This is a genomic window from Bradyrhizobium sp. 33ap4 (assembly GCF_032654765.1).
Classification (GTDB): Bacteria; Pseudomonadota; Alphaproteobacteria; order Rhizobiales; family Xanthobacteraceae; genus Bradyrhizobium; species Bradyrhizobium australafricanum.
In genome coordinates this window covers 54,358-79,961 of the sequence record NZ_JAUMTJ010000018.1, presented here as the reverse complement: position 1 = coordinate 79,961, position 25,604 = coordinate 54,358, and the positions used below count along the sequence as shown (strand labels likewise).

Below are 25,604 nucleotides of genomic sequence, written 5' to 3'. Positions count from 1 at the left end.
ATTTGATATAGCTTCGCTGCATGAGCCCAACAGATTCCCTCGCCTCAGCTCCCCGCAATATCCGTCTGACGTTGGCCGGCCTCCTGCCGGTGCTGGCGCTGGTCGCGGCCTGCCTGTGGACGAGCCCGGCGGCGGCCGATTTCCGGCTCTGCAACAACACCTCGAGCCGCGTCGGCATCGCGCTCGGCTACAAGGACGCCGAGGGCTGGACCACCGAGGGCTGGTGGAACGTGTCGTCGCGCACCTGCGAGACCTTGCTGCGCGGCAACCTTGTGGCGCGCTATTACTACATCTACGCTCTCGACTATGATCGCGGCGGCGAATGGTCCGGCCAGGCCTTCATGTGCTCGCGCGACAAGGAATTCACCATCAAGGGCACCGAAAATTGCCTGGCGCGCGGGTTCGACCGCACCGGCTTCTTCGAGGTCGACACCGGCGAGCAGCGTGCATGGACCGTCCAGCTGACCGAAGCCAACGAACAACAGCCGCAGAAAGTACCGGGAATGCCGGGCGGCGTGGGTCCAGGAAGTCCCGGGGCGATGCCGGGCCTGCCCAACCCGCCGCCGGGCGCAGCGCCGCCGGGCGCGTCTGGTCTGCCGCCAGCCGCACCACCCGGAAACAAACCATGAGACGACTGCGTCGAATCAAGATCCTCGCAACGCTCGGCCCGGCCTCCTCAGACAGCGCGATGATCCGCAAGCTGTTCGAGGCGGGCGCCGACGTCTTCCGCATCAACATGAGCCATACCCCGCATGACAAGATGCGGGAGCTGGTCAAGACCATCCGCAATGTCGAATCGAGCTACGGCCGGCCGATCGGCATCCTGGTCGACCTGCAAGGGCCGAAGCTGCGGCTTGGCTCGTTCGTTGAAGGCGCGACCCAGCTCAAGAACGGCCAGAGCTTCATTCTGGATTCCGACAAGACGCCGGGCGACAACAGCCGCGTCCAGCTTCCGCATCCGGAGATCCTCGCGGCGCTCCGCCCGGGCCATGCGCTGTTGCTCGACGACGGCAAGGTGCGGCTGATCGCCGAGGAAACCTCGCCCGAGCGCGCGATCACGCGCGTCGTGATCGGCGGCAAGATGTCGGACCGCAAGGGCGTCAGCCTGCCCGATACCGATCTGCCGGTGTCGGCGATGACCGCAAAGGACCGCGCCGACCTGGAAGCCGCGCTGCCGGAGGGTATCGACTGGGTCGCGCTGTCCTTCGTGCAGCGCGCCGAGGACGTGATCGAGGCCAAGAAGATGATCCGCGGCCGCGCCGCCGTGATGGCCAAGATCGAGAAGCCGCAGGCGATCGACCGCCTTGCCGACATCATCGAAGCGTCGGACGCGCTGATGGTGGCGCGCGGCGATCTCGGCGTCGAACTGCCGCTGGAACGGGTACCGAGCCTGCAGAAGCAGATGATCCGGATGGCGCGCCGCGCCGGCAGGCCGGTGGTGGTCGCAACCCAGATGCTGGAATCGATGATCCAGGCGCCGGTGCCGACGCGCGCCGAAGTCTCCGACGTCGCCACCGCCGTCTACGAAGGCGCCGACGCCATCATGCTGTCGGCGGAATCCGCCGCCGGCAAATTCCCGGTGGAGGCAGTCTCCACCATGAACCGCATCGGCGAGGAGGTCGAGCGCGACCCGACCTATCGCAACGTGATCAACGCGCAGCGCGTCGATCCCGAAGCGACGGTGGGTGACGCCATTGCCGACGCCGCGCGGCAGATCGCCGAGACGCTCGACCTGTCGGCGATCATCTGCTGGACGTCATCAGGTTCGACCGCGATCCGCGTGGCGCGCGAGCGCCCCAAGGTGCCGGTGGTCGCGATCACGCCGAACCTCGTCACCGGCCGCAAGCTGTCGGTGGTGTGGGGGGTGCATTGCGTGGTCGCCGAGGACGCTCACGATCTCGACGACATGGTCGACCGCGCCGGCTCGATTGCGTTCCGCGACGGTTTTGCCAAGGCCGGCCAGCGCGTCATCATCGTTGCCGGCGTTCCGCTGCGCGCGCCCGGCACCACCAACATGCTGCGCATCGCCTCGGTCGGCCCGAGGGGCGACGCGCAGCTCTAGATTCCAGTTTGACGCGTCTTCTTCACACGAACCGGTGCCTATTTCGCTCGAAAACGCTCTAACCCGCCCCGCCGCGATCAGCCCTGCAATGACGCGTCGAGCGTGATCTTGGTGTTGAGCAGCTTCGACACCGGACATCCGGCCTTCGCCTTGCCGGCCAGTTCCTGGAACGTCGCATTGTCGGCGCCCGGGATCTTCGCCGACAGCGTCAGATGCACCGCGGTGATCGCGAAGCCGTCGGCGACCTTCTCCAGGGTCACATCGGCCTTGGTCTCCATATGCTCCGCCGTGAGCTTGGCTTCGCCCAGGATCAGCGACAGCGCCATCGTGAAGCAGGCGGCGTGCGCCGCGCCGATCAACTCCTCCGGGTTCGAACCCGGTTTGCCCTCGAAACGGCTGGCGAAGCCGTAGGGGTAATCCGAGAGCGCGCCGCTCTTGGTCGAGATCGCGCCCTTGCCGTCCTTGATGCCGCCCTGCCATTTGGCCGAGCCATGGGTTGTCGTCATGCGTTGCTCCGTGAGGTTGGTTGAACCCAGCCCGCAAAACTACAACGCCAATGCGACAGAAGTGTTCTTCGCGCGCGTTGGCCTCATCCTGGACTCAGGCGCCGACCAGCGCCTTCGCCGGAGTCGTCGCCTGCACCACGAGGCCACGCGCGCGTGCGTCCATCACGCCGACCGCGCGCAGCGCAAGCAGCGTCACGGTCTGCACCGCGTCACGCAGCTTGATCGGATCGTCGAGATTGGCCGGCGCCAGCGGGCCGACCAGCGCTTCGTGCAGCGCGCCGAGCAAGGCGGTGGCGGCCAGCGCCGTGTCCTGCGCCGGCAGGTGTCCGGCGCGCACCGCGGCATCGATGCGCATGGCCAGCTCGCCGGAAATATCGCGGCGGCTGGCGAGGCGCGAGGCGGTGACGTCGACGTCGACCGGCTCGGCCAAAATGCCCCAGGCGAGCTTGCGCTGCGACAGCACGTGGACCGCGATCGTCGTCACCGCGGCGGCAAGCGCCGATGACGGCCCTGGCGCGGCATCGGCGGCACGCCGGATCGCCGTGAGCTCGTCGCGCGAGACTTCCGTGATCAATTCCGAGATCAGCTCGGCCTTCGACGGGAAATAGCGGTAGACTGTTCCCGCCGCGACATTGGCCCGCACCGCGACGGGTGCGATCTGGACCGCCGCCATGCCGCCTGCCGCCGCCGCGTCCCGCGCAGCCGACAGGATGGCGCTGCGCCGCGCGGCCAGCCGTTTCACGACCTGATGAGTTCGCCGGTAAACCATGGCATTCCGTCCCCCCGCCGTGCGCCCCGGCCGGCGCCCACCGGCAGAACACACGAGTCTTCAACGTTTTGAGCGATTGATCCCGCAATCGCCTGAAGAAGTGAACAACTATTCAGACTGGTTGACAAGCTGGAATTGTAAGGATTTTTTTGCAACCTCTGGTACCACCTCTGATTGAGCCGGCGGTGCTTCGGGCCTCTCCCCGACCGGTTCAGGGCCGCGATGGTAAATCGCCGGCTAAGGTGATCGCTCGAAATCGAGACATCTGATCTTGCACACACTCGCGATATCGCCGCGGCATTTACCCGAATTTATCGGAAGCCGTGGTCGAGTGCGCGCCAGCATCACGCGTGGCGTTGGCTCTGGATGCCCCCGGCCGAAACAAGCAAGAAAGCGCATGTCACTCTCCATCACCAGCAGCGTGAGCAGCCGTAGCGCGGCGCGAGGACTGGTGCCGCTGTGCGCCGCCGTGGGCGCCTATCTGTTTTATCTCTCGGCCGGCGAAATCCTGCTGCGCGATTCCGACACGATGTGGCAGATCCGGGTCGGACAGTGGATCCTCGAACACGGCGCGATGCCGACATCGGACGTGTTCTCGTTCACCCGTTTCGGCGAGCCCTGGATCTCGAGCTCGTGGCTGTCGCAGGTGGTGTACGCGCTCGTATACGGCGGCGATTGGGCCGGGCCGGTGATCCTGTCGTCGATGGCGATCGGCGCGACGGTCGCAATCTTCCTGCATCTGTTGAGCCCGTATTTCGATCCGGCGCGCGCGCTTCTGATCGCGGCGCTGGCGCTGCTGTTGTCGACGATCCACTTCTTGGCGCGGCCGCATGTGTTGGCGCTGCCGGTGCTGCTGGCGTTCATCGGCGGCCTGCTCGTGGCCGCGGATCGCCGCGCCTCACCGTCATGGTGGCTGCTGCCGCTGATGACGCTGTGGGCCAATCTGCATGGCGGCTTCGTTCTCGGCCTGGCGCTGATCGGACCGATCGGACTGGAGGCGGTGTGGAACGCGGAGCCCGGCCGCCGCCGCCAGCTTGTCGTGCGATGGGGCCTGTTCGGCCTCGCCGCGCTGGCCGCGAGCTGCCTGACGCCCTATGGCTGGAACAGCCTGCTCGGCGCGACCAAGATCCTCAGCCTCGGCAAATTGCTGACGCTGATCGGGGAATGGAAGCCGGCCGATTTCAGCAAGCCCAGCTTCTTCGAAGCCACGCTGCTCGGCCTGATCGGCCTGATCTGCTATCGCAGGCTGACGCTGTCGGTGCCGCGGATCCTGCCGCTGCTCGGGCTGATCTGGATGGCGCTGAGCCATGTCCGCAACATCGAGGTATTCGCGTTCATCGCTCCGCTGGTGCTCGCCAAGCCGATCGCCGAGCAATGGGGAACGGCAGGCGCCACCGCCGCCCGCTTCGGAGAAACGCGCGCATTTCCCGTCGTCACGATCCTGGCTGTGATCGTGATGGTGATCGGCGCGTGGGTGACGACGGCGATGTTCGTCGCGCAGCATCAGTTCAAATTCCTCCCGATGTTCTCGCCCGTTGCCGCGGTCGACGTGCTGCAGCAGCACAAGGCGCAACGCGTGTTCAGCACCGCGCCGTTCGGCGGCTACATGGTCAGCCGCGACATGAAGGTGTTCATCGACGGCCGCGCCGAGCTCTATGGCGAGCAATTCGTGCTCGACTATTACGATGCGCTCGACGCCCGCGACGTCGGCCGGCTGCTGGGCCTGCTCGACAAATACCGGATCGATGCCACGCTGCTGAGCTCGGACTCGCCCGCCGGCAACGCGCTGGATCACCTGAAGGGCTGGAAGCGGCTGTACAAGGACGACATCGCCGTGATCCATGTGCGCTCGGACGAGACGAAGACCGGCGCGGCGGCGGCCACGGGTTCGAAGTAGCTTTGCTATTGCGTTGCCTGGAATCGCGCACTGCTGAGCCCGTCATCCTGAGGTGCGAGCCTTGCGGCGCAATTGCGCCGCTGGGCGAGCCTCGAAGGATGAATCGGCCACCAGTCGGGCCGTCGATCCTTCGAGACGCCGCTGCGCGGCTCCTCAGGATGACGGGTTTGAGCCCCGGCGCTCACAGTTCAAGCGCGATCAGCCCCACCCTCAATTCCCTGTCTGAAGCTCGCCGAAGCGATCCCAGGTCTTGCCGTTGAAGCGCATCAGTTGCATCTGATCGACCGGCACGTGGTCGGCCGGCGAGGTGTTGACCTTGATGCCCGGCAGCAACATCGGCAATTCCAGGCCCTTGATCGCGAATGCCTGACGCAGGATGTTCTCGGTCGAGAGATCGTCGCCGCAGGCCTTCAGCACCGCCTCCAGCGCCATCGCGCTGTTGTAGGCGTTGACGTAGTTGGTGTCGTGCTGGTCGCCTTCCGGCACGTATCCGCTCATGAACTCGCGCCAGCCCTTCATGCCGGGATCGTCGCTCCATGCCGGGTCGTCCGGATCCTTCACATAGGCCGTGGAGATGATGCCGGTGCCGGCCTCGAGGCCGGCAGGCTGCATCACGGTCGAGATCCACACCGCTGTGTTGGACAGGAAAGTCATCGGCCGCCAGCCGATTTCAAAGGCCTTGCGGATCGACTGCGCCGCGAATTTCGGCGTCGCCGCGATCACGAAGACGTCGGCATTGGTGGCCTTCAGCTTGACGATCTGGGAGTCAATCGTCGGGTCCGTGATCTCATAGGTCGCAACCGTGACCAGAGACTCATACCTCTCGCCGAGCACGTCCTTGAGGCCGGCGAGATAGTCGCGGCCGTAGTCGTCGTTCTGCGAGATGACGGCGAACCTTGCATTCGGATTCTTCGCCAGCGCATAGCGCGCATAGAGCCGTGCCTCGTAGCGGAACGGCGCCTGCACGCCCATCGTCGCCTGCGGGAATTGCGTGACGTCGCCGAATTTCGAGGCGCCGGAGGCCAGGAACAGCTGCGGGATGTTCTTGCCCTGCAGGTACTTTGCGATCGCGGTGTTGTGCGCGGTGCCGATCGAGGAGAAGATCAGCGCGACCTCGTCGCTCTCGACGAGGCGGCGCGTCTGCTCCACCGTCTTCGGCGGCGCGTAGGAATCGTCCAGCGAGATGAAGTTGATCTTGCGGCCATTGATGCCGCCGCGATCGTTCAGCATCCTGAAATAGCCGGCTTCGCCCTTGCCGAGCGCGCCGAACGCCGACACCGGCCCGCTATAGGGCATGGTCTGGCCGATCCTGATTTCGGTTGATGTGACGCCGCGCATCTCGGCGGCGAGAGAAGACGTGGGCAGCAGCAGGAACGAAATGGCGCCAAGCGCGCCGAATGCCTTGCGCATCGACCTCCCCTCCCCTTTTTCTTGCCGCGCCTTCAGACATCGCGGCTGTGCCGTTTGACGGCTTGGCGGGAGGATGCCACGGCGTTGCAGCGGAGGCCACGGATATTCGAAAGGCGCGATCTCAGCGCTTGCCGCGGTCCTTGACCGGGATCACGAATTTCAGCCCCGACCAGACGTCATCGACCGCACAGACCTTGACGTCGACCAGGCCGTTCGCGAGCCCGGTTGCGCGGACCTCCTTCTCCGTAAGGTCGGTCGCGACACCCGAACTCTTCTTCGGCCACGATACCCAGATCATGCCGTCAGGGGCGATCGCATGACGGTAACGCCGCAGCCTGGCCGCAAGCCCCTCGGCCTTGGCGGCGAACAGGTGCTACGGCATCGAGCGGTGCCCGTGCGGTCTTCGCTACCAGCACATCGGCGGGCAGCTCGCCGACAACGTCGCCATAGGGAACGGACAACCCGTCGACAAAAATACAAAAGCCCGGCTTGAGGCCGAGCTTTTGCACAACTGGTCTGCCGGAAGTGCCGGCCATCGCGGGCGAGGCTTACGCCTGCGGCTGCGGCTCCATGCCGGTGTCCGGATCGGGACGCGGGCGCGGCTTGCCGGCCGGCGGCACGGCGGATGCGCGCGGCGTCGACGGCTCCAGCACCGACTCGCGATTGGGCTTCTTGCCCTTCAAGAGGTCGATGATCTCGTCGCCGGTCAACGTCTCGAACTCAAGCAGGCCCTTGGCGAGCGCCTCGAGGTCCTCGCGCTTCTCGGTGAGGATCTTGGTCGCCTCGTTGTAGCCTTCCTCGACCAGACGCCTGATCTCGGAGTCGATCTTCTGCACGGTCGCCTCGGACGCGTTCTGCGTGCGCGAGACCGACATGCCGAGGAACACCTCGTCCTGGTTCTCGCCGTAGGAGACGGTGCCGAGCTCTTCCGAGAGGCCCCAGCGCGTCACCATCATGCGGGCAAGGCGGGTCGCCTGCTCGATGTCGGAGGCAGCACCCGAGGTCACCTTCTCGCGGCCGAAGATCAGCTCTTCGGCGACGCGGCCACCCATCATGATGGCAAGGCGCGAAGTCATCTGCTCGAGCGACATCGACAGCTTGTCGCGCTCGGGCAGCTGCATCACCATGCCCAGCGCACGGCCGCGCGGAATGATGGTCGCCTTGTGGATCGGATCGGTCGCGACGACGTTGAGGCCGACGATGGCGTGGCCGCCCTCGTGATAGGCCGTCAGCAGCTTCTCTTCCTCGGTCATCACGAGCGACTTGCGCTCGGCGCCCATCATCACCTTGTCCTTGGCCTCTTCGAACTCGGCCTGCGTCACCATCCGCTTGTTGCGGCGGGCGGCGGTCAGCGCAGCCTCGTTGACGAGGTTCATCAGGTCGGCGCCCGAGAAGCCCGGGGTGCCGCGCGCGATGGTCTTGAGGTTGATATCCGGCGCCAGCGGCACCTTGCGAACGTGAACCTTGAGAATCTGCTCGCGGCCGACGACGTCCGGGTTCGGCACCACGACCTGGCGGTCGAAGCGGCCGGGACGCAGCAGCGCGGGATCGAGCACGTCGGGACGGTTGGTCGCCGCGATCAGGATCACGCCCTCATTGGCCTCGAAGCCGTCCATCTCGACCAGCAGCTGGTTCAGCGTCTGCTCGCGCTCGTCGTTGCCGCCGCCGAGGCCGGCGCCGCGATGACGGCCGACCGCGTCGATTTCGTCGATGAAGATGATGCAGGGCGCGTTCTTCTTGGCCTGCTCGAACATGTCGCGGACGCGGCTCGCGCCGACGCCGACGAACATCTCGACGAAGTCAGAACCGGAGATGGTGAAGAACGGCACGTTGGCTTCGCCCGCGACCGCGCGCGCGATCAGCGTCTTGCCGGTGCCGGGAGGGCCGACCAGCAACACGCCGCGCGGAATCCGTCCACCGAGCCGCTGGAATTTGCCGGGGTCGCGGAGGAATTCGACGATCTCCTGCAGGTCCTGCTTGGCCTCGTCGACACCAGCGACGTCCTCGAAGGTGACGCGGCCATGGGCCTCGGTCAGCATCTTGGCGCGCGACTTGCCAAAGCCCATCGCCTTGCCGGCGCCGCCCTGCATCTGCCGCGACAGGAAGATCCACACGCCGATCAGCGCGATGAACGGCAACCAGGAGACGAGCAGCGAGACGAACCACGGCACGTTGTCGCCGGGCGCCTTCGCGGTGATCTGCACCTTGGCGTCAAAGAGGCGCTTCACGAGCGTCGGATCGCTCGGCGCGTAGGTCTGGAAGCTCGTGCCGTTGTTGAAGGTGCCGTGAATCTCCGGTCCCTGGATCACGACGTCGCGGACATGGCCCTGATCGACCTCAGTGAGAAGCTGCGAGAACGAGATGTCCGAGGACGACGAGCGCTGGCCAGGATTCTGGAAAAGCGTGAACAACGCCAGCAACAGCAGGACAATGATGACCCAGAGGGCGAAATTCCGCAGATTGGCGTTCATGGTCTTCCTTCGTGGTCGCGCGGATCGCGGCCTCTCTCTATCCTTGGGCAGGCTCTGTGGGAATCCCCAGGGAATCCATCCCGTCGATGGCATACAATTTAGGTGCCGCTGGGGTAGATGCCAAGGGAACCACGCACGACTATTTACCGCATCCTAGCGCGATTCCCGGTCAAAAAATGGCGCTGAATCCGGTGTTTTTCCGGGGTGGTTAAGCCTCTTTGCCCGATTATGACAGCGATTGAAACAATCGAACCCGGCTCAGCGGGAGCGCCCCCGGCGGGGCGGTGCCGGGCCGATCCTGATCCGGCCGGCGGCGATGCTGATGACCGCTCCGGCAAGGGTCTGTTTCAGCCTGGATTCGCGTTTTCCCAAAGTCCCATCCAAGGCCTCGTCCATCGCGGCGACCAGGGTTTCGACCTTGCCGAGCTCGGCCGGGCCCTCATGTCCGACGCGGTCGATGGCGCGCTTGAGCAGACGGACGCGGATTTCCTCGGGCATTACTGCGAACAGTGCAGCATCGAAGCCCGCGCCGGAGTTATCCTCGCTCTTCAACGCAAGATAGTGCTCGGCGCCGTCGACCAGCACCTCCAGCGCGGCGTTGGCGCGCGCGATCCGCGCGGCAAGCCGCGCCAGGTTCCGCGCGTCGCCGCCCTCCGCCGCGAGCATCGGCATCAGCGCGCGCAACCGTGGACGCGTGTAGGATCGATCGCGGTTGGTCGGATCGTCGGCAGAGCCGATGCGCGCCTTCTTCAGCGTCGCGATCAGCTGGGCCTTGGAGATGTCGAGCAGCGGCCGTGTCAGCAAGACGCCGTCGCGCTCGGTCTCGCGCGCCATTGCCGAAAGGCCCGCAACGCCGCTGCCGCGCAGCATCCGCATCAACAGCGTCTCGGCCTGATCGTCACGGGTGTGCGCGGTCAAAATATGCGTGGCGCCATGCTTGCGTGCGGCCTGCGCGAGCAGTCGGTAGCGGGCCGCGCGCGCGGCCGCCGGCACGCCGGTTCCAGGCTTTGGTCCAGTCCAACGCAACGTGTGATGCGGCAGCTCGAGACTTCGCGCCAGCCGCTTGACGTCGCGCGCCTCGCGAGCCGCTTCAGGACGCAGGCCGTGATCGACCGTGACCGCCACCAGCCGCGGTCCCTGCGCGAGCGCGCGGCGCCAGCGCGCGGCGAGCCACATCAGCGCGACTGAATCGGGACCGCCGGACACCGCAAGCAGGAGCGCCGGCGCGCCCGCAAGGCCTGCGAACAGGCGCTTGGCGTCCCTTGCCGGGATGGCGGATTGATCGTCGGGCATCGCAAAACCAGCTGCTGGCGGAGAGGCCGGAAGCGGCCTTCCCGCATCTGGTTTAGCACTTCACGCGCTTCTGCTCGCGGTCAACCGCAGCCTTGACCCCGCCGGACGCGCGCGGGTACTTCCGCGTGATCTCGCCGAACGCGGCGCAGGCCGCTTCCTTCTCCTTCAGCGCCGCCAGCGACTGGCCGAGCCGCAGCAGGGCGTCGGGCGCCTTCGCGGACTTGTCGAACTTGGTGGTCACGCCGAGGAAGGTCTCCGCAGCATCGCGATATTGCTGGCGCTGGAAATAGCTTTCGCCGAGCCAGTATTGCGAGTCCGCCACCAGGGGATCGTTCGGATACTTCTGGCCGAAGTTCTTCATTGTCTCTTCGGCGAGCGCATAGTCCTTGCGCTGCATATAGCCGATGCCGAGGTCGAACTCGTCCTTCGACGTCGCCGACGGCGGCAGCGTGGTCAGGGCTGCGCTCGCGCCGGGCGCACGCTGCGGGCTGGTGTTGCCGAGATTGAGCGGCTCGCCTGCGCCACGGCCGCCGGGCGCACCAACCGCCGCCTCACTGGGCATCGGCATCCCGCCGCCGCCAAGTGCGCGCGGCGCCCCTGGGGCATTCGGGTTCTGGTTCGGATCGAAGGCATCGCCGCGGCCGCGGCGGCCGGAAGCCGCCGGCGCCGGCTCCTGCGCGATCGGCGCAGGCGCCGCGATCTGCTGCTGCTGGTCATAGCCGCCCTGCGGCGGCCTGCCATATCCTTGCTGCGGCTGGCCGTAGCCTTGCTGGGGCTGGGCGTAGCCCGGCTGCGCTTGCGGGTAGGCCTGCGGCGGCTGCGCCGGTGGCGCCGCCGCAACGGGTTGGCCCGCCGGAGCCTGTCCAGCTGGGCCGGGCGGTTGCCCGCCAAGCTGCCGCAGCCGCTCCTCGAGCTGGCGGTTACGGTATTGCAGTTCCTCGTTCTGGCCGGTCAGCTGCCGCAGCTGGTTCTCGAGCCGCTCGATCCGCATTTCAGCATCGGAATCGTCGGATTGGGCAAACACTGGCGCGGAAACGGCGAGCAACGCCGCGATCGCCGCGGCGGAGGAAAGAAAATGAATCCTGGATGACATTTTGCCCTGACGACGAGATCGACGTGAAAAGCGAGCGACATTGAAAGACGGAGTACGCCGGAATTGTGACTGGCACTTCAAATCCGGGACAGCGTCGCGGGATACCGGTTTAGTACGGACGCTGGAACAAGCAAGCGGCCAATTGCGCGCAGCTTCGTTCATCTTGATGACGGCGGGCCGGGCCTTCATGCGGCAAAAACAAAACCGGCGCCCGAAGGCGCCGGCTTGAAAACACTCATTCAGGATCGCGTCAGGAGCTGGCGTTCAGCACGGTGACGGCACGACGATTCTGCGACCAGCAGGAGATGTCGTTACAGACCGCGACCGGACGCTCCTTGCCGTAGGAAATGGTGCGCATGCGGCTCGGATCGATGCCGCGCGAGGCGAGGTAAGCGCGGACCGACTGGGCACGCCGGGCACCGAGCGCGATGTTGTATTCGCGCGTGCCGCGCTCGTCGGCATGACCTTCGATGGTGAAGGAGTAACGATTATAGGTCTGCAGCCACTGCGCCTGCTTGTCGAGGGTCGCCGTCGCCTGCGGGCTGAGATCGGTCTGATCGCTCTCAAAGAACACGCGGTCGCCGACATTGACCACGAAATCCTGCTGGCTGCCCGGGGTCGCGGCGCCCCCAATCGCGCCATTGGCGTCCAACGGGTTCTTGTTGGCACAGGCACCCATCGACAGCGCCACCGCCAGAACCGCAACCAGCTTCATACCCTGGAGATAATTCATTCCCGGAGCCTCCACGCTCGCGCTCTTCGTACTACCCAATCGGTCTACAGGGCGATGGTTAAGCGAACGTTCCGTCAACCTTGACGAGACCTTGCTGAACCCCATCAAATGCCAGGCAATGGCGAAAAGCGCCCCCGATGGTTAATGGGTGGCAAATGTGGCGCGATGGTGAAGGGGAGGCAAGGTTCGCGGGAACCGGCCGCTTTTGCAGGACAATTTGGCCTGCGCGCAACAGTCGATCGACACTGACTCGATGAGAATGGCCGATTCCCTCAGGGATTCGGCACGATCGAAGCGCGCTCGAACGGCTGCACGAAGCCGTCGGGCTGCAACTGGCCTTCGCGGTCGAACAGCATGCGCCGCTCGAAGGCGCTGGAGCGCAGGAAGGGATAGCGGGCCAGCACGCGTTCCCGCACCGTCGGCAAATGCGACGCCATCAAGCCGACCGGCTTCACCAGCCCGGGATAAAGCCGCGGCTCCGACCAGGTCTCGTGCAGGAACACACGCCGGTAGAACGCCATGTGCTCGGGCCGGACCGGCGCCAGGCCGTAATCGGCGTTGAAGTGCACGCCCGCGGTCGAGCCGAGGCGCACGGTGACATAGGGCAGTTCCGGAACGTTCCGGGCCTTTTCGGGATCCGCGACGAAGCGCGTCGAGTCGATGAAGACCAGACCCTGATCAAGCTTGGGCAGCAGCACGTCGCCGAACACCTCGAGCGTCGGCGAGGTACGCCATTCCGGCGTCACCACGGTGATGCGGATCGAGCTGCAGAGTTCGCCTTGCAGATAGACACCGAACACCCAGGCATTCGGCGCATCATCGAACTGATCGACAACCCGCTCGTCCGCCGAGGGCCGGATCGCACCTTCGCGCAGATAGGCGCGATAGCGAAGCCGGTAGATCTCGTCTTTCTGTTCCGGGGTCTGAGCGAGGCGGTAATCGACTTGATCCAGAGGGTCCGCAAGCCTTCCTGTCGCGGGCTTGATGGCTTCGGCCGCGGACCTCATTTGGTACTCCCTGAACAACGCAACAACTTCAACGCGCGGCCAAAAGATTAACAGCTTCTTAATTTCCGTCAAAGCAATCGAGGCAATACAGTTAACCTCTCGCCGCAAGGGCACACTACGAATGGTGCAGCCGAAGGCTCTCACAACTATCGATTGAGGGTATTGCGCCGGGTCAAGCGATCGAGCGCGAGGGAACCACGTGCAGTTGCTCGTCGGTCCGCCGGCCGTGCGAGGCATTGAGCAGCTGGCGGATGCGGACGGAGGGAACCGGCCGGCTGAACAGGTATCCCTGTGCTTCGGTCACCGCGCCATCGGCGCTGATCAGTTCGAGCTGCTCATTGGTCTCGATGCCCTCGACCACCACCGACATGCCGAGATCCGCCGACAGCCGCGCCACCCCGCGCAGCAGGGTCAGCGGACGGTCGCTGTCGATGCCTTCGAGGAAGGAGCGGTCGATCTTGACCTTCTGCAGCGGGAAATTGTGCAGGTAGCTGAGCGACGAGTAGCCGGTGCCGAAATCGTCCAGCGAGATCCGCACGCCGAGCGAGCGCAACTGGGACAGCAAGTCGTGGGTCAGCTCGGTGTTGTGCAGCAGCGAGGATTCGGTGATCTCGATCTCGAGCCGGTGCGCCGGCAGGCCGGAGACCTCGAGCGCGTAGCGAACCTCGCTCAGCACGTCGCGCTGGTGGAACTGCTGCGGCGAGAAGTTGACCGCGACGCTGACCGCCTCGGGCCACTTCATGCATTCCATGCAGGCCTTGCGCAGGATCCAGCGGCCGAGATCGACAATCAGGCCCATGTCCTCGGCAACGGGAATGATGTCGACCGGAGAGACCGTGCCGCGTGCCGGATGGTTCCAGCGTAGCAGCGCCTCGCAGGTGCTCACCTTGCCGGACTTCAGGTTGATCAGCGGCTGGTAGAACAGCTCGAACTCCTCGTTGGCGAGCGCCTTGCGCAGGTCGAGCTCGAGGATGCGGCGGGCCTCGACGGTTTGCGCCATCTCGTCGCGGAAGAAGCAGAAGGTACCGCGGCCGTCGGCCTTGGCGCGGTAGAGCGCCATGTCGGCGTTCTTCAGCAGCGTGTCGGCGCCGACGCCGGGCGCGGTCATCGCGATGCCGACGCTGGCGCCGATCTCGACCAAATGGTTGTCGATCTTGTAACGCTCGCTGAGGCGGTCGACGATGCGCCGAGCCAGCGCCGCAGCGTCCTCGTGCGAGTGGATGTTCTGCTGGAACACCACGAACTCGTCGCCGCCGAACCGCGCCACGAAATCCTCCGGCCGCAGCATCTCGCGCAGCCGCTCGGCGACCGCGCAGAGCAGCTGGTCGCCGCAGGGATGACCGAGCGTATCGTTGACCTGCTTGAACTGGTCGAGGTCGACGAACAGCAATGCGGAGCGATGGTCGCCGTGCTGCATGGCGAGCAGCCGGCCGATTTCGTCGCGGAAATTGACGCGGTTGGGCAGCGCGGTCAGCTCGTCGTAGCGCGCGAGGTGGCTGATCCGGGCCTCGGCGTCCTTGCGCTCGGTGATGTCCTCGACCAGCACCACCGTGCCGCCGCCGGCCATCGGCTGGAAAGTCCAGTCGAGCGAGCGGTTCTTGGTTGGGTCGGGATCGCTGGTGACGATATCGCCGCGCTGCGAGCTCTCGATCTCGTAGAGGATCTGCTGTGCGGCCGCGGCCGAGATCGAGCCGGACAGGACACAGGCGTTGCAGATGTCGGTCGCGCTGGCGCCGCGCTGCACGAAATCGTCCGACAGCTTCATCATCTCGATGAAGCGGTGGTTCATCACCGCAACGCGGCCGTCGGCGCTGAACATGCACAGGCCGTGCGGCATGTTGTTCAGCGCGGTATCGAACTGGCCCGCCAGCGCGGCCTCGCGCTCCTTGGCGATCCAGGCGTTGACGTAGATGCGCTGCAGGCTGGAGGTCAGATGCCGGATGGCGCTGAAGAACACCAGGCTGAGCAGTGCAAGGGCGATGTGATAGGGGCCGCCGACATACATCAGCGCCAGGATCAGGGGACCGATCGACATCAACAGATGCAGGTGGAAGATCTGCGGCCGGCCGAAGGTCCGCCCTACCCCCGCCGAGGTGTAGGCGACCACCGTGGTCACGCACAGCATGTGCGCGGCGGCATCATTGGTCGTGAGCAGCACGGTGACGCCCCAGATGCCGAGCGAGATGCCGTAGGCGATGGTGCCGATCCGGTAACGCTTCTCCCAGGTCACGGACTCTTCGACGGTGAGCCGGGAATTGCGCTGCTGGTAGCGGTACATCTGCAGCGCGCGCGCCAGCCCCACCACGATGAACAGCGGCACGCATAGCCAGCACAACAGATTGCTCGTGACAGCCGCAATCACGGCGCCCGCAATGGCGGGACCGAAGGCGCCGAAAATCATGGGCGCTGGGTTCATGAACAGGGAATCGACCAGTGCCGCCGAAATCGTCGGCGACATCGACCGGTCCGGTTCACCCGTCTGACTTGCAAACTGCATTGTGAGAGCGCGCGTCCTTTTCAGCTCGCACTCTTACTGATCGCAGGTGAAGTCTTTCTGAGCGAACATCGTTAGCAAGTCCTTGCCGCGCCCAGGCGACGACCGGAATTCACTATAAAATTCAGTGCGCTAGGTGAGAAGTGCTGACCGCCGCCGAGGTTCCCGGAGCAGCTCTGCACCCGGCTCACGACAACAGCGGCGACCAGGCCGGGTCGGAGGCAAAGCCCGGGGTCGGTACCCGCAGCTCGTTGCGGCCGGAGACGTCGATGGTGAACAGCGACGGGCCGCTGTTGCCGCCGGGATCGCGGAAAAACATCACGACGCGCCCGTTCGGCGCAAAGGTCGGGCCTTCATTGTGGAAGCCCGAGGTCAGGATGCGCTCGCCCGAACCGTCGGGTTTCATGATGCCGATCGCGAACTGCCCGCCGCCCTGCTTGGTGAAGGCGATGTAGTCGCCGCGCGGCGACCAAACCGGCGTCGAATAGGTGCCGTCGCCGAACGAGATGCGCTGTGCACCGCCGCCGGTTGCCGGCATCACGTAGATCTGCGGCTTGCCACCGCGATCCGACTCGAAGCACAGCCGCGTGCCGTCGGGCGCGTAGGACGGCGAGGTGTCGATCGCCGGCGTGTCGGTCAGCCGCGTCATCGACTTCGAGCGGAGATCCATCACGAACAGGTTGGAGTTGCCGCCCTGCTGCAGGCTCATGATGACGCGCTGGCCGTCGGGCGAGAAGCGCGGCGAGAACGACATGCCCGGGAAGTTGCCGACGATCTCGCGCTGGCCGGTCTCGATGTTGAGCAGATAGACGCGCGGGTCGCCCTGCCCGAATTCCATATAGGTGATTTCCTGGGTCGACGGCGAGAAGCGCGGCGTCAGCACGAGATCCGAGCCGCGGGTCAGGTAGCGCACATTGGCGCCGTCCTGGTCCATCAGCGCGAGCCGCTTGACGCGGCGATCCGCCGAGCCGCTCTCGTCGACGAACACGACGCGGGTATCGAAATAACCCTTCTCGCCGGTCAGCCGCTCGTAGATCTGGTCGGAGATGATGTGGGCGATGCGCCGCCAGTATTCGGCCGAGGTGTCGTACTGCTGGCCGGCGAGCTGCTGGCCGGTGTTGACGTCCCAGAGCCGGAACTCCGCCTTGACGCGCCCGTTGCCCTGGCGCGTCATGCGGCCGGTCACCAGCGCCTGCGCGTTGATGCTCTTCCAGTTGTTGAAGTTCGGCGCCGCGTCGATGTTGATCTGCTTCTCGAGATAGGCCGCCTGATCGATCGGCGCAAACAGGCCGCTGCGCTTCAGATTGTTGGTGATCACCTGCGTCACGCCGACACCGACCTCGGTGTCCCCGGGCGTACCGGCGGCGAAGTTCGGGATCGCGATCGGCAGCGGCGCGAAGTCGCCTTCCGGAATGACGACGCGCTTCTGTGCAAAGGCGCTGCGGCTTCCGGCCAGCACGCCAAGGGCAGCCATTCCGGAGATCATCTGTCGGCGGTCGAGGCGAAACGTCATTGTACGCAAATCGTTCTGGTCGGTCATTGTCCGTAGACTTTGTTTGCTATTGGCCAAGCGACGCCGTCGCCCTCAGGTCTTTCGCTCTGTGAACACCGGCGCAAAATACTTCCATTCGTCGAAGAAGGCCGCCGGCAGATTGTACGGCTGGCATTCGATGATCGCCCGCAGCGCGCTCTCCTGATAGACGCGCAGATAGGGCGTCGCCGGCGTGCCTTCCGGCACCGGCATGCCCTCGAGCGAGCCGTCACGCTTCAGCTTGATCGAGAACACCGCCTCGGTCTGCTGCGCCTCGATGCCGCCATAGGGCTTCTTCCAGCAGCGCTCGACCTGCTGCTTGAACATCGCGCCCCAGGTCGCGGAGTTGTCGGCAGCCTTGCCCTTCGCGGTGCCGAGCGCCGCATTGGCATTGAGCGTATCGCCGGTCGCCGCGGCCCGCGTCGGGTCACGCTTGTCGAGCAGGGCTGCGATCTTGCTCTGGTCGAACACGCGATCCTTCGGCTTCTGCTCCGGCGGCGGCTTGGCGGCCTGTGCGACCGGCTTCGGCGGCGGCTTCTTCTCTTCCTTCTTGATCGCTTCCGCGATCGGGTCGGGCTTCACCGGATCGGGTTTCTTCTCGACCGGCTTCGGCTCTTCCTTCGGCTTGTTCTCGACCTTCTTCGGCGGATCCGGCTTCTTGTCTTCCGGCTTCTCCACCTTCGGCGCCGGCTGCGGCGCGGTGTCGGTCACGACAGGGGGCTTTTTCTCCTCGACCTTGCCGACGGTGTCGTCGACCGGCTTGGCTTCAGAGACCTTGTCGACCAGCGGCTTGGGATTTTCCTTCTTGCCGTCCTTCTGACCGGCCATGACATGCGAGAGCTGGTCGGGCGAGATCACGTCGACGGCAACCGATTCCTCTTCGGGCATCACGTACGCCTTGGTCGACCACGACACGAGGCCCCACCCGATCACGAGGACGTGCAGGACAATCGATGCCGCCAGAGTCTTGTCGACCTTGACCTTCAAATCAGGCTTCCCCGTGCCTTGGCATGGTGGTTATCCGCCTTCCGGGATGATGACGATATTCGCCTTGAATCCCGCGGCCCGGACCTCCCCGAGCAGTTTCATCATATCCGTGTAACAGACGTCCTTGTCGCCACGCAGATAGACCACTTTTTCGGCATCCGACCGGGCGTCACCGATCGCCTTGATCTTGGCCGGAAAATCGGCGGCCGTGACCGGCGCGTCACCCAGATAGAGCTCGACATTCGAGTTGCAGCCGCCGCCGGTGCGCTTGACCGACAATGTCAGCGGCGGCTGGTTCGACGAGATCGACTTGCCGCCGCTCGCCACCGGCAGGTCGATGTCGATGTTCGACGTCATCAGCGGCGCCGCGACCATGAAGATGATCAGCAGCACCAGCATCACGTCGACCATCGGCGTGACGTTGATCTCGGCCATGACCGGCTTGCGGCCGCCGCGGCGGCGTCTGCCACCGCCGGACCCTGCCATGCTCATCGCCATGATCGCGCACCCGCAAAAGTGACCATCATCTAACTCAACCCCGCTCGTCGATCTGACGGGACAGGATGGCGGAGAACTCGTCGGCGAAGCCCTCCAGGCGCGCGGCCTGCCGGTTCACCTCCGAAGTGAACTTATTGTAGAAAATAGTCGCCGGAATTGCGGCAATCAGGCCGATTGCAGTGGCAAACAGCGCTTCCGCGATACCGGGCGCCACCACCGCCAAAGAGGTGTTTTTGGAGGCCGCGATCGACTGGAAGCTCGACATGATGCCCCAGACGGTGCCGAACAGGCCGACAAAGGGGCCTGCCGAGCCCACGGTGGCGAGCACCAGCAGCCGGCGTTCCAGCCGCTCCACCTCCCGGGCGATCGAGACGTTCATGACCTTCTCGATCCGCGCCTGCAGGCCGGCAAAGGACCGCGACTGGCTCTCGAAGGAGCGCTTCCACTCCCGCATCGCCGCGACGAAACAGGCCGCCATCGACTGGGTCGGCTTGGCCGAGAGGGCCCGGTAGAGTTCCTCGATCGACTGGCCGGACCAGAACGCCTGCTCGAACTTGTCCATGGCCCGCTTGGTGCGGGCGTAGAGCAGGATCTTGTCGATTGCGATCGCCCAGACCCACACCGAGCAGGACAGAAGTCCCAACATCACGCATTTGACGACCCAATGGGCCTGCCAGAACAGCGCGATCAGCGACACGTCGCTCGATGCCAGTGGCAGAGTTGACTGAGCCACGTCGGCGGGATTCATCGGCAATATCCTCTCAACGCAAGTGTCCCAATTCGGCGGGCCGCCAATCGGCACCCCTTCCACGGCCGCGCGCCCGGCGCGGCAAAACTGCGCGAGAGCCTCTTACATCTGTCGCATGGGGGGCCCGTCCAAAGCCGCGCCCTGCTTCCCCTGCCAACATGTCAAAACGAGGGCTTTTCACGCGTCATTCCGACCCTAACCAAACGCTAATCATGGTTAAGGCGAGGTTACCAAAGGGAAATTTGGAGGCGGGAAATGCCGCCGGCCGGGGAGGTTGGCGGGTTCCACAGATGAACAGTTTCCGCATGGAAGGTGACGAGACCCCTTCCCACGTCGTCCTGGCGAAAGCCAGGATCCATAACCACCGCACTCAGTGATGAACGGGATCGCGGCCCCAGCGCGCGCAACATTTGAGACTTGGGGTAATGGATCCCGGCCTTCGCCGGGACGACGGGAAGGATGGTTCTCGATTCAAGTTGCCACACCACGCGGTGTCATCACCCGCATGCGGGTGATCCAGTATTCCAGAGACGGCGGTCCCGAGTGCATCTCACGTCAAATGCCTGATGATCGCGAGCCCGGCGAACAGGCCGGCGATCGAGAGAGCGACCGAGCCCGCGACATACAACACCGCAAGGCCGAGCTCGCCGCGCTCGTAGAGCAGCGCGGTGTCGAGCGAGAAGGCGGAGAAGGTGGTGTAGCCGCCGAGGATGCCGGTCATCAAAAATAGCCGCCAGGGCTGCGAGGCGTCGCCCTTGAAGGCGAGATAGCCGGCGATCAGGCCCATCACGGTCGAGCCCGTGATGTTGATGATGAAGGTGCCGTAGGGAAACGCGGTGCCGATGCAGCGCGCGCAGGTGACGTTGATCAGCTGGCGCAACGTGGCACCGAGACCGCCGCCGAAGAAGACTAGGAGATAGCTTGCCGCGTTACCCACCAATGCCCCCGCTGGTGTGTCGAGTGAGGGCGCATCTTGCCGCACACTCAAATCACCCACCCCTGAAAGGGGAGGGTCGATGCGAATGAAATGAGCGGCGGGGCGGGGTCACAGTCTCTCCATTGAGAGACTGCTCGTGCTGAGAGATGACCCCTCCCCGTTTCGCATTTCGCTTCGCTGCATGCGAAACGACCCTCCCCTTTCAGGGGAGGGTGAAGAAATATGCGACGGTCGAAGCCGCGCTTAGCCGGCCTTGCCGAACAGCTCGTCGACATAGTCCCAGTTGACGAGGTTTTCGACGAACGCCTTCAGATAGTCCGGACGGCGGTTGCGGTAGTCGATGTAGTAGGAGTGCTCCCAGACGTCGACGCCGAGGATCGGCACCGCGCCGTGGACCAGCGGGTTCTCGCCGTTCGGAGTCTTGGCGACCTCGAGCTTGCCGCCCTTGACCTGCAGCCAGGCCCAGCCGGAGCCGAACTGACCGGCGCCGGCAGCGGCGAAGTCGGCCTTGAACTTGTCGAAGCCGCCGAGGTCCTCGTTGATTTTCTTCTCGAGCCGGCCGGGCAGCTTGCTGCCGCCGCCATTCGGCTTCATCCACTTCCAGAAATGGATGTGGTTGTAGTGCTGACCGGCATTGTTGAAGACGGCCGCGTTCTTGCCGAACGAACCCTTCACGATCTCCTCGAGGGACTTGCCTTCGAATTCGGTCCCCTTGATCGCGTTGTTGCCGTTGGTGACGTAGGCTTGGTGATGCTTGTCGTGGTGAAACTCCAGCGTTTCCTTGGACATGTAGGGAGCAAGGGCGTCGTGGGCGTAGGGCAGATCGGGTAGCGTGAAGGTCATGGGGTAATGTCCAACAGAGGGTGGGAGACTACACTTAACGGGCCCCCCTTATAGAAGGTTCCATGGCGGAGAAACACCGCATTTTCGGATCGCCCATGACAGATCGGCACAGCCCGAACCAAGACCAAGGACCCAGACGATGAGCATCGAAATCGACATTCTCAACGGAGGTGCGTCGTGGCGGCGCGCCGAGCCGCTGCTCCAGGCGGTCTGGAGCCCGGATGCCGCCGAGAAGCCGGTCTGGGCGGACATCAAATGGGCCCACGCGGATTTGCGCGTACTGCTCGATGCGCCCGACGACAGCGGGCTGGCCTGCCATGTCGGTATCTATTTCCGGACCATCACCTGGAATGGCCACAAGGTGCATGTCGGCGGCATCGGCGGAGTCTCGACCCGTGCGGACTGCCGGCGGCGCGGCTATGCGTCACTGGCGTTAGATGCCGCCGTGCACACCATTCGTGCCAACGACGCGGTGAAATTTGCAATCTTATTCTGCGAGCCGCACAATTTCGCGTTCTACCAGGCGCGCGGCTGGCATCCCTTCAGCGGCGAAGTCTATTGCGAACAGCCTTCCGGGCAGATCCGCTTTGAGGCGATGGCGCCGTTCGTCAACGACATCGTCCGCGCGCCGCGCCAGGGCAAGATCGACCTATGCGGCCTGCCGTGGTGACCCCTGCATCGGCGGCGGTGGCGATGATCGGTGCAACATCGTAACATGTCGATCATCATTTATTGATTGCGAGCCCGGTTCACTGACGTTGGATTGCAGTGCGCCCCTCTCCCGCTTGCGAAGTGAGCCGTGACGCATGACCATTGATGCCTCGATCGACGACGTGCAGCCGGCCACGCCCGCGCCCGCCACGCCGGTCAATGACCTGCTGACCGCGCCGATCCTGCCGACGCTGCTTCGCCTCGCGATCCCGAACACCATCGCCATGTTCGGCTCGACGCTGGTCGCGGTGGCCGAGACCTCTTACATCGGCCGGCTCGGCACCGAGCCGCTGGCCGGCATTGCGCTGGTGTTTCCGTTCGCGATGCTGACGCAGATGATGTCGGCCGGCGCGATGGGCGGCGGCGTCTCGTCGGCGATCAGCCGCGCGCTCGGCGCCGGCGACCGCGACCGCGCCGCCGATCTGGCGCTGCATGCGGCAATCATCGGCGGATGCGCCGGACTGTTCTTCACCGTGATGATGCTGGGCTTCGGCCGAAACTTCTATGCGCTGCTCGGCGGACATGGCGGCGTGCTCGAGCAGTCGATGCATTACTCGCAGGTGCTGTTCTCCGGCGCGATCTCGATCTGGCTGGTCAACACGCTCGCCTCCGTGGTGCGCGGCACCGGCGACATGCGGATTCCCTCGATGACTCTGATCACGGTCTCGATGATCCAGATCGCGGTCGGCGGCGTGCTGGGTCTCGGGTTGTTCGGCATGCCCGGTCTCGGCATGCGCGGCGTCGCCGCCGGACAGCTCACGGCCTTCACGTGTGGTGCGATCTTCCTCGCCTGGTATCTCGCCTCTGGCCGCAGCCGGTTGAAACTCGACTTCGCCGCCTTCAGCTTCCAGCGCGCGATGTTCCTCGACATTCTCAAGGTCGGCGCGATCTCCTGCCTGTCGCCGCTGCAGAGCGTGCTGACCATCCTGATCTTCACCAAGATCCTGGCCAGCTTCGGCACCGAGACGCTGGCCGGTTACGGCATGGGCTCGCGGTTGGAGTTTTTGCTGATCCCGATCGCGTTCGCGGTCGGCGTCGCCTCGGTGCCGATGGTCGGCATGGCGATCGGCGCGGGACTCGTGACCCGCGCCCGCAAGGTGGCGTGGACCGCCGGCACCGTCGCCGGACTTGTCGTTGGCTTCGTCGGACTTGTGGTCGCGCTCAAGCCGACGCTGTGGATTGCGCTGTTCACCACCGATCCCGGCGTGACCGCCGCGGCTTCGTCCTATTTCGCGCTGGCCGGCCCGGGCTTCGGCTTCTTCGGCGTCGGCGTCTGTCTCTATTTCTCCTCGCAGGGCGCGGCCAAGGTCGGCGGACCGGTGCTGGCCGGCACCATCCGCCTGCTGCTAGTCGGCATCGGCGGCTGGTGGCTCGCTACCGTGAGCGCCCCGGCGTGGACGCTGTTTGCGCTGGTCGGCGGTGCAATGGTGGCGTTCGGCCTCGCCACCATCATTTCGATCCGGCTGACCCGCTGGGGATAAATACGACGCAGCGCCCTCGCACCGGAGCGTTGCCTGAGCATGACTGCTCCGGAAACAGGCACCAAATTTTGTCGGGACCGCGCTCACCTGATCGCGCGAATATGACATTGCAGAAATTCTTCGGCTTGCTATGCAGGCCGACCTCTAAAGCGCGATGAGATTGGGTCGAATCGTCATCGCGCTTTAGCTCTTTGTTTGATCACGATCTTTTCGGAAAACCGCTTCGCACTTTTCCGGATCATGCTCTGGGGGAATGAGCCATGGCCTGCAGATTCGAATTCATGATCGCAATCATTGCGACGGCGCTTGCCGTGCCCGCCGCGCATGCGCAAGGCGCGCCTGAGCCGGTCGGGTCTGGCAGACCCAGGCCGGCGATGCCCGCGTCAAGATCAGCAAATGCGGCGGCGGCATCTGCGGCGTGGTGGTGAGCCTGCGCGACCCGATCGATCCGATGACCGGCAAGCCCCAGGTCGACAACAAGAATCCGAATCCGTCGCTGTCCAGCCGGCCGATCATCGGGCTGCCGCTGTTTTCCGGCATGCATCCGGTCGCCGCGGGCAAATGGTCGGGCCAGATCTACAACGCCGACGACGGCGGCACCTATGCGAGCAGCATCTCGGTGACCGGCGAGAGCACGCTGCGCGTCGAAGGCTGCGTCGGCGCGCTGTGCGGCGGCGAGACCTGGACGCGGGTGGGGCGGTAATTCTGAGCCGAGCGGTAACCGCGACGGGACCGTGCTCCCTCGCCCCGCTCTTGCGGGGAGAGGGTTGGGGTGAGGGGCTCTATCCGCGTAGCCATATCTGAATTGTAGTCAGCTCACCGTCGATCTCGCGAGTCTGATGAATATCTCCTTGCGGCCACGCATTGCCTGCCCTCACCCGGAAGCCACGCGAGGCGTGGCGTCCGACCTCTCCCCGCAAACGAGCGTGGAGAGGTGAGAAAAATTGCTACACCGCGCGCGCCTTCAGCACCGTCGCGGCCGAGGCGTAGCCGCCGCGGGCGCCGTCGATGAAGTGGACGTGGTCGGCGCGCATCACCGACGGGGTGAAGCAGGTCATCATCGCGGCATCCTGCTCGTGCAGGCCATAACGCACGATGCCCTGCGCCGCGGCGGCGGCGAGGCGCTGCTCGATGTCGGAAGCGAGCTCCGGCGTGCAATCCAGGATCATGCGCAGGCCGTCGTCGAACTTGCGAAAGTCTGAATTCTCGACCACCTGCTGCAGATAACGTTTCGGCGCGAACTTGCCGACTGGGATGTTGAACCGCATCAGCGTATAGGCCCACAGCGTGAATGTGAGCACCACGGCGCGACGCAGCGCGAGCGGGCCGCGGCGCCGTGCGCGCGCCTCGTACTCCATTCCCTGCGGCGGCCAGTGCAGCGGCGGACCGCTGGCGGGCACCGGCCGTCCGGCATCGGGACTTTTCTCGACGCGGACGACGATATCCTCGATCACCTTGCGGAAGGACGCGGGATCGGCGTTCTTCGCCGGCAGCACCAGCACCGACAGAATGACGCCGCGCGCGGACGGCATCACCTCGAAGCGGCAGGACAGGCCGGACAAATCGGGTTGCGTGCCCTGAGGCGCCGGATCGACCGCGAACTCGGCGCGCTTCATCGCGGCATCGGCGTAAGCAAGACCGCCGCCTGAGAACATCGCATAGGACAGATTGGCCGACGGCCCGAAGCGCGCGACGCGGACATCGGCGCCCGCGGCGCGGATCGCCGCCATCGGCACCAGCGCCACCCGCAGCACCAAATCGAGGTCGTCGTGCACCCAGCGCGCGGTCGCGGCGAGGGCTTCGCGCGCCTTGTCGAGATCGGCGGGCGCGACCGCAAAACTCGCACCGTCGCCGCCGAACACGAAGGGGAATTCGCGGCCCTCCAGCGCATTGGTGACGGCGGCGACCACCGCGGCGCCGGCCATGTTGACCGCCTTGTAGCGCTGCGCTGCGATCGCCTTGGTCGATTCCACGATGTCGGCGACGCCGACCGTCCAGTCATCCGGCAACGGCGCATACAGCGCGGGGTCCATCAGCCGCGCGAAGCCGCGAAACACCGGAATGCCGCCGTAGAAGATATCGCTGCCGCCAGCCATCGCAACGCCGCGCCGTTTCCGCCCTGATGCGGGATTC

The 25,604-nt window shown here is 65.1% G+C and carries 22 protein-coding genes and 1 pseudogene; 6 read left to right on the top strand and 17 right to left on the bottom strand.

Annotation, left to right across the window (positions count from 1 at the left end; translation table 11 throughout):
* The first annotated feature begins 20 nt into the window (after positions 1 to 20).
* Both Q2M23_RS15910 and pyk read left to right on the top strand, forming a co-directional pair.
* Positions 21 to 629, top strand: coding sequence for a DUF1036 domain-containing protein (locus tag Q2M23_RS15910; RefSeq protein ID WP_038377731.1), 609 nt, complete (start codon positions 21 to 23; stop codon positions 627 to 629).
* The gene (gene pyk / locus Q2M23_RS15905; RefSeq protein WP_316396087.1) at positions 626 to 2,062 is read left to right on the top strand and encodes a pyruvate kinase; all 1,437 of its coding nucleotides are present in this window, start codon (positions 626 to 628) and stop codon (positions 2,060 to 2,062) included. Before Q2M23_RS15910 ends, pyk begins: the two co-directional genes overlap by 4 nt.
* Positions 2,063 to 2,139: 77 nt before the next feature.
* Here pyk and Q2M23_RS15900 read toward each other — a convergent pair whose 3' ends face one another.
* Positions 2,140 to 2,568 carry an OsmC family protein gene (locus tag Q2M23_RS15900; protein ID WP_016841620.1) on the bottom strand — a complete coding sequence of 143 codons (429 nt, stop codon included), beginning with the start codon at positions 2,566 to 2,568 and terminating at the stop codon, positions 2,140 to 2,142.
* A 94-nt stretch (positions 2,569 to 2,662) separates the two neighbouring features.
* Positions 2,663 to 3,337: a TetR/AcrR family transcriptional regulator gene (locus Q2M23_RS15895; protein WP_026191806.1), complete on the bottom strand. Its 675-nt coding sequence runs from the start codon at positions 3,335 to 3,337 to the stop codon at positions 2,663 to 2,665.
* 397 nt (positions 3,338 to 3,734) lie between these two features.
* Between Q2M23_RS15895 and Q2M23_RS15890 the strand changes: the two genes are divergently transcribed.
* A complete protein-coding gene (locus tag Q2M23_RS15890) occupies positions 3,735 to 5,234 on the top strand; it encodes a hypothetical protein (RefSeq protein ID WP_316396086.1) in 1,500 nt (499 codons plus the stop codon).
* A gap of 210 nt (positions 5,235 to 5,444) precedes the next feature.
* Here Q2M23_RS15890 and Q2M23_RS15885 read toward each other — a convergent pair whose 3' ends face one another.
* The 14 genes from Q2M23_RS15885 to Q2M23_RS15820 all read right to left on the bottom strand — a co-directional run bounded on the left by Q2M23_RS15885 (position 5,445) and on the right by Q2M23_RS15820 (position 21,279).
* On the bottom strand, positions 5,445 to 6,644 hold the full coding sequence (locus tag Q2M23_RS15885; RefSeq protein WP_316396085.1) for an ABC transporter substrate-binding protein: 1,200 nt from the start codon (positions 6,642 to 6,644) through the stop codon (positions 5,445 to 5,447).
* A 121-nt stretch (positions 6,645 to 6,765) separates the two neighbouring features.
* Complete coding sequence (locus Q2M23_RS15880) at positions 6,766 to 6,942, bottom strand: hypothetical protein (protein ID WP_316396084.1); 177 nt, start codon at positions 6,940 to 6,942, stop codon at positions 6,766 to 6,768.
* Between the two features lie 250 nt (positions 6,943 to 7,192).
* Positions 7,193 to 9,115: an ATP-dependent zinc metalloprotease FtsH gene (gene ftsH / locus Q2M23_RS15875; protein WP_057018122.1), complete on the bottom strand. Its 1,923-nt coding sequence runs from the start codon at positions 9,113 to 9,115 to the stop codon at positions 7,193 to 7,195.
* A gap of 258 nt (positions 9,116 to 9,373) precedes the next feature.
* Complete coding sequence (gene tilS / locus Q2M23_RS15870; RefSeq protein WP_316396082.1) at positions 9,374 to 10,408, bottom strand: tRNA lysidine(34) synthetase TilS; 1,035 nt, start codon at positions 10,406 to 10,408, stop codon at positions 9,374 to 9,376.
* A 52-nt stretch (positions 10,409 to 10,460) separates the two neighbouring features.
* Positions 10,461 to 11,501, bottom strand: coding sequence for a tol-pal system protein YbgF (ybgF, locus tag Q2M23_RS15865; protein WP_168855424.1), 1,041 nt, complete (start codon positions 11,499 to 11,501; stop codon positions 10,461 to 10,463).
* 250 nt (positions 11,502 to 11,751) lie between these two features.
* A complete protein-coding gene (pal, locus tag Q2M23_RS15860; RefSeq protein ID WP_016846948.1) occupies positions 11,752 to 12,234 on the bottom strand; it encodes a peptidoglycan-associated lipoprotein Pal in 483 nt (160 codons plus the stop codon).
* 272 nt (positions 12,235 to 12,506) lie between these two features.
* Positions 12,507 to 13,241 carry an N-acyl amino acid synthase FeeM domain-containing protein gene (locus Q2M23_RS15855; protein WP_057018120.1) on the bottom strand — a complete coding sequence of 245 codons (735 nt, stop codon included), beginning with the start codon at positions 13,239 to 13,241 and terminating at the stop codon, positions 12,507 to 12,509.
* 172 nt (positions 13,242 to 13,413) lie between these two features.
* Entirely contained in the window at positions 13,414 to 15,738 is a 2,325-nt protein-coding gene (locus Q2M23_RS15850; RefSeq protein WP_316396081.1) for a putative bifunctional diguanylate cyclase/phosphodiesterase, read from the bottom strand.
* A 184-nt stretch (positions 15,739 to 15,922) separates the two neighbouring features.
* Complete coding sequence (gene tolB / locus Q2M23_RS15845; protein WP_028340643.1) at positions 15,923 to 17,248, bottom strand: Tol-Pal system beta propeller repeat protein TolB; 1,326 nt, start codon at positions 17,246 to 17,248, stop codon at positions 15,923 to 15,925.
* Between the two features lie 72 nt (positions 17,249 to 17,320).
* The gene (locus Q2M23_RS15840) at positions 17,321 to 18,253 is read right to left on the bottom strand and encodes a cell envelope integrity protein TolA (RefSeq protein ID WP_316396080.1); all 933 of its coding nucleotides are present in this window, start codon (positions 18,251 to 18,253) and stop codon (positions 17,321 to 17,323) included.
* Between the two features lie 30 nt (positions 18,254 to 18,283).
* The gene (locus Q2M23_RS15835; protein ID WP_016846953.1) at positions 18,284 to 18,751 is read right to left on the bottom strand and encodes a biopolymer transporter ExbD; all 468 of its coding nucleotides are present in this window, start codon (positions 18,749 to 18,751) and stop codon (positions 18,284 to 18,286) included.
* A gap of 34 nt (positions 18,752 to 18,785) precedes the next feature.
* Positions 18,786 to 19,499, bottom strand: a complete 714-nt coding sequence (gene tolQ / locus Q2M23_RS15830) for a protein TolQ (RefSeq protein WP_016846954.1) — start codon at positions 19,497 to 19,499, stop codon at positions 18,786 to 18,788.
* A 550-nt stretch (positions 19,500 to 20,049) separates the two neighbouring features.
* Entirely contained in the window at positions 20,050 to 20,436 is a 387-nt protein-coding gene (gene crcB / locus Q2M23_RS15825; RefSeq protein WP_057018130.1) for a fluoride efflux transporter CrcB, read from the bottom strand.
* A gap of 243 nt (positions 20,437 to 20,679) precedes the next feature.
* Entirely contained in the window at positions 20,680 to 21,279 is a 600-nt protein-coding gene (locus tag Q2M23_RS15820; RefSeq protein WP_016846956.1) for a superoxide dismutase, read from the bottom strand.
* 139 nt (positions 21,280 to 21,418) lie between these two features.
* On the opposite strand from Q2M23_RS15820, the gene Q2M23_RS15815 reads away from it, so the two are divergent.
* The 3 genes and pseudogenes from Q2M23_RS15815 (at position 21,419) to Q2M23_RS15805 (ending at position 24,174) form a co-directional block, all read left to right on the top strand.
* Complete coding sequence (locus Q2M23_RS15815) at positions 21,419 to 21,949, top strand: GNAT family N-acetyltransferase (protein WP_316396079.1); 531 nt, start codon at positions 21,419 to 21,421, stop codon at positions 21,947 to 21,949.
* A gap of 136 nt (positions 21,950 to 22,085) precedes the next feature.
* Positions 22,086 to 23,471 carry an MATE family efflux transporter gene (locus Q2M23_RS15810; protein ID WP_316396078.1) on the top strand — a complete coding sequence of 462 codons (1,386 nt, stop codon included), beginning with the start codon at positions 22,086 to 22,088 and terminating at the stop codon, positions 23,469 to 23,471.
* Positions 23,472 to 23,731: 260 nt separating this feature from the next.
* Positions 23,732 to 24,174 (top strand): annotated as a pseudogene (locus Q2M23_RS15805) (DUF2147 domain-containing protein).
* Positions 24,175 to 24,418: 244 nt separating this feature from the next.
* On the opposite strand, the gene Q2M23_RS15800 reads toward Q2M23_RS15805, so the two are convergent.
* A complete protein-coding gene (locus Q2M23_RS15800; protein WP_057018114.1) occupies positions 24,419 to 25,567 on the bottom strand; it encodes a DUF3095 domain-containing protein in 1,149 nt (382 codons plus the stop codon).
* Positions 25,568 to 25,604 lie beyond the last annotated feature (37 nt).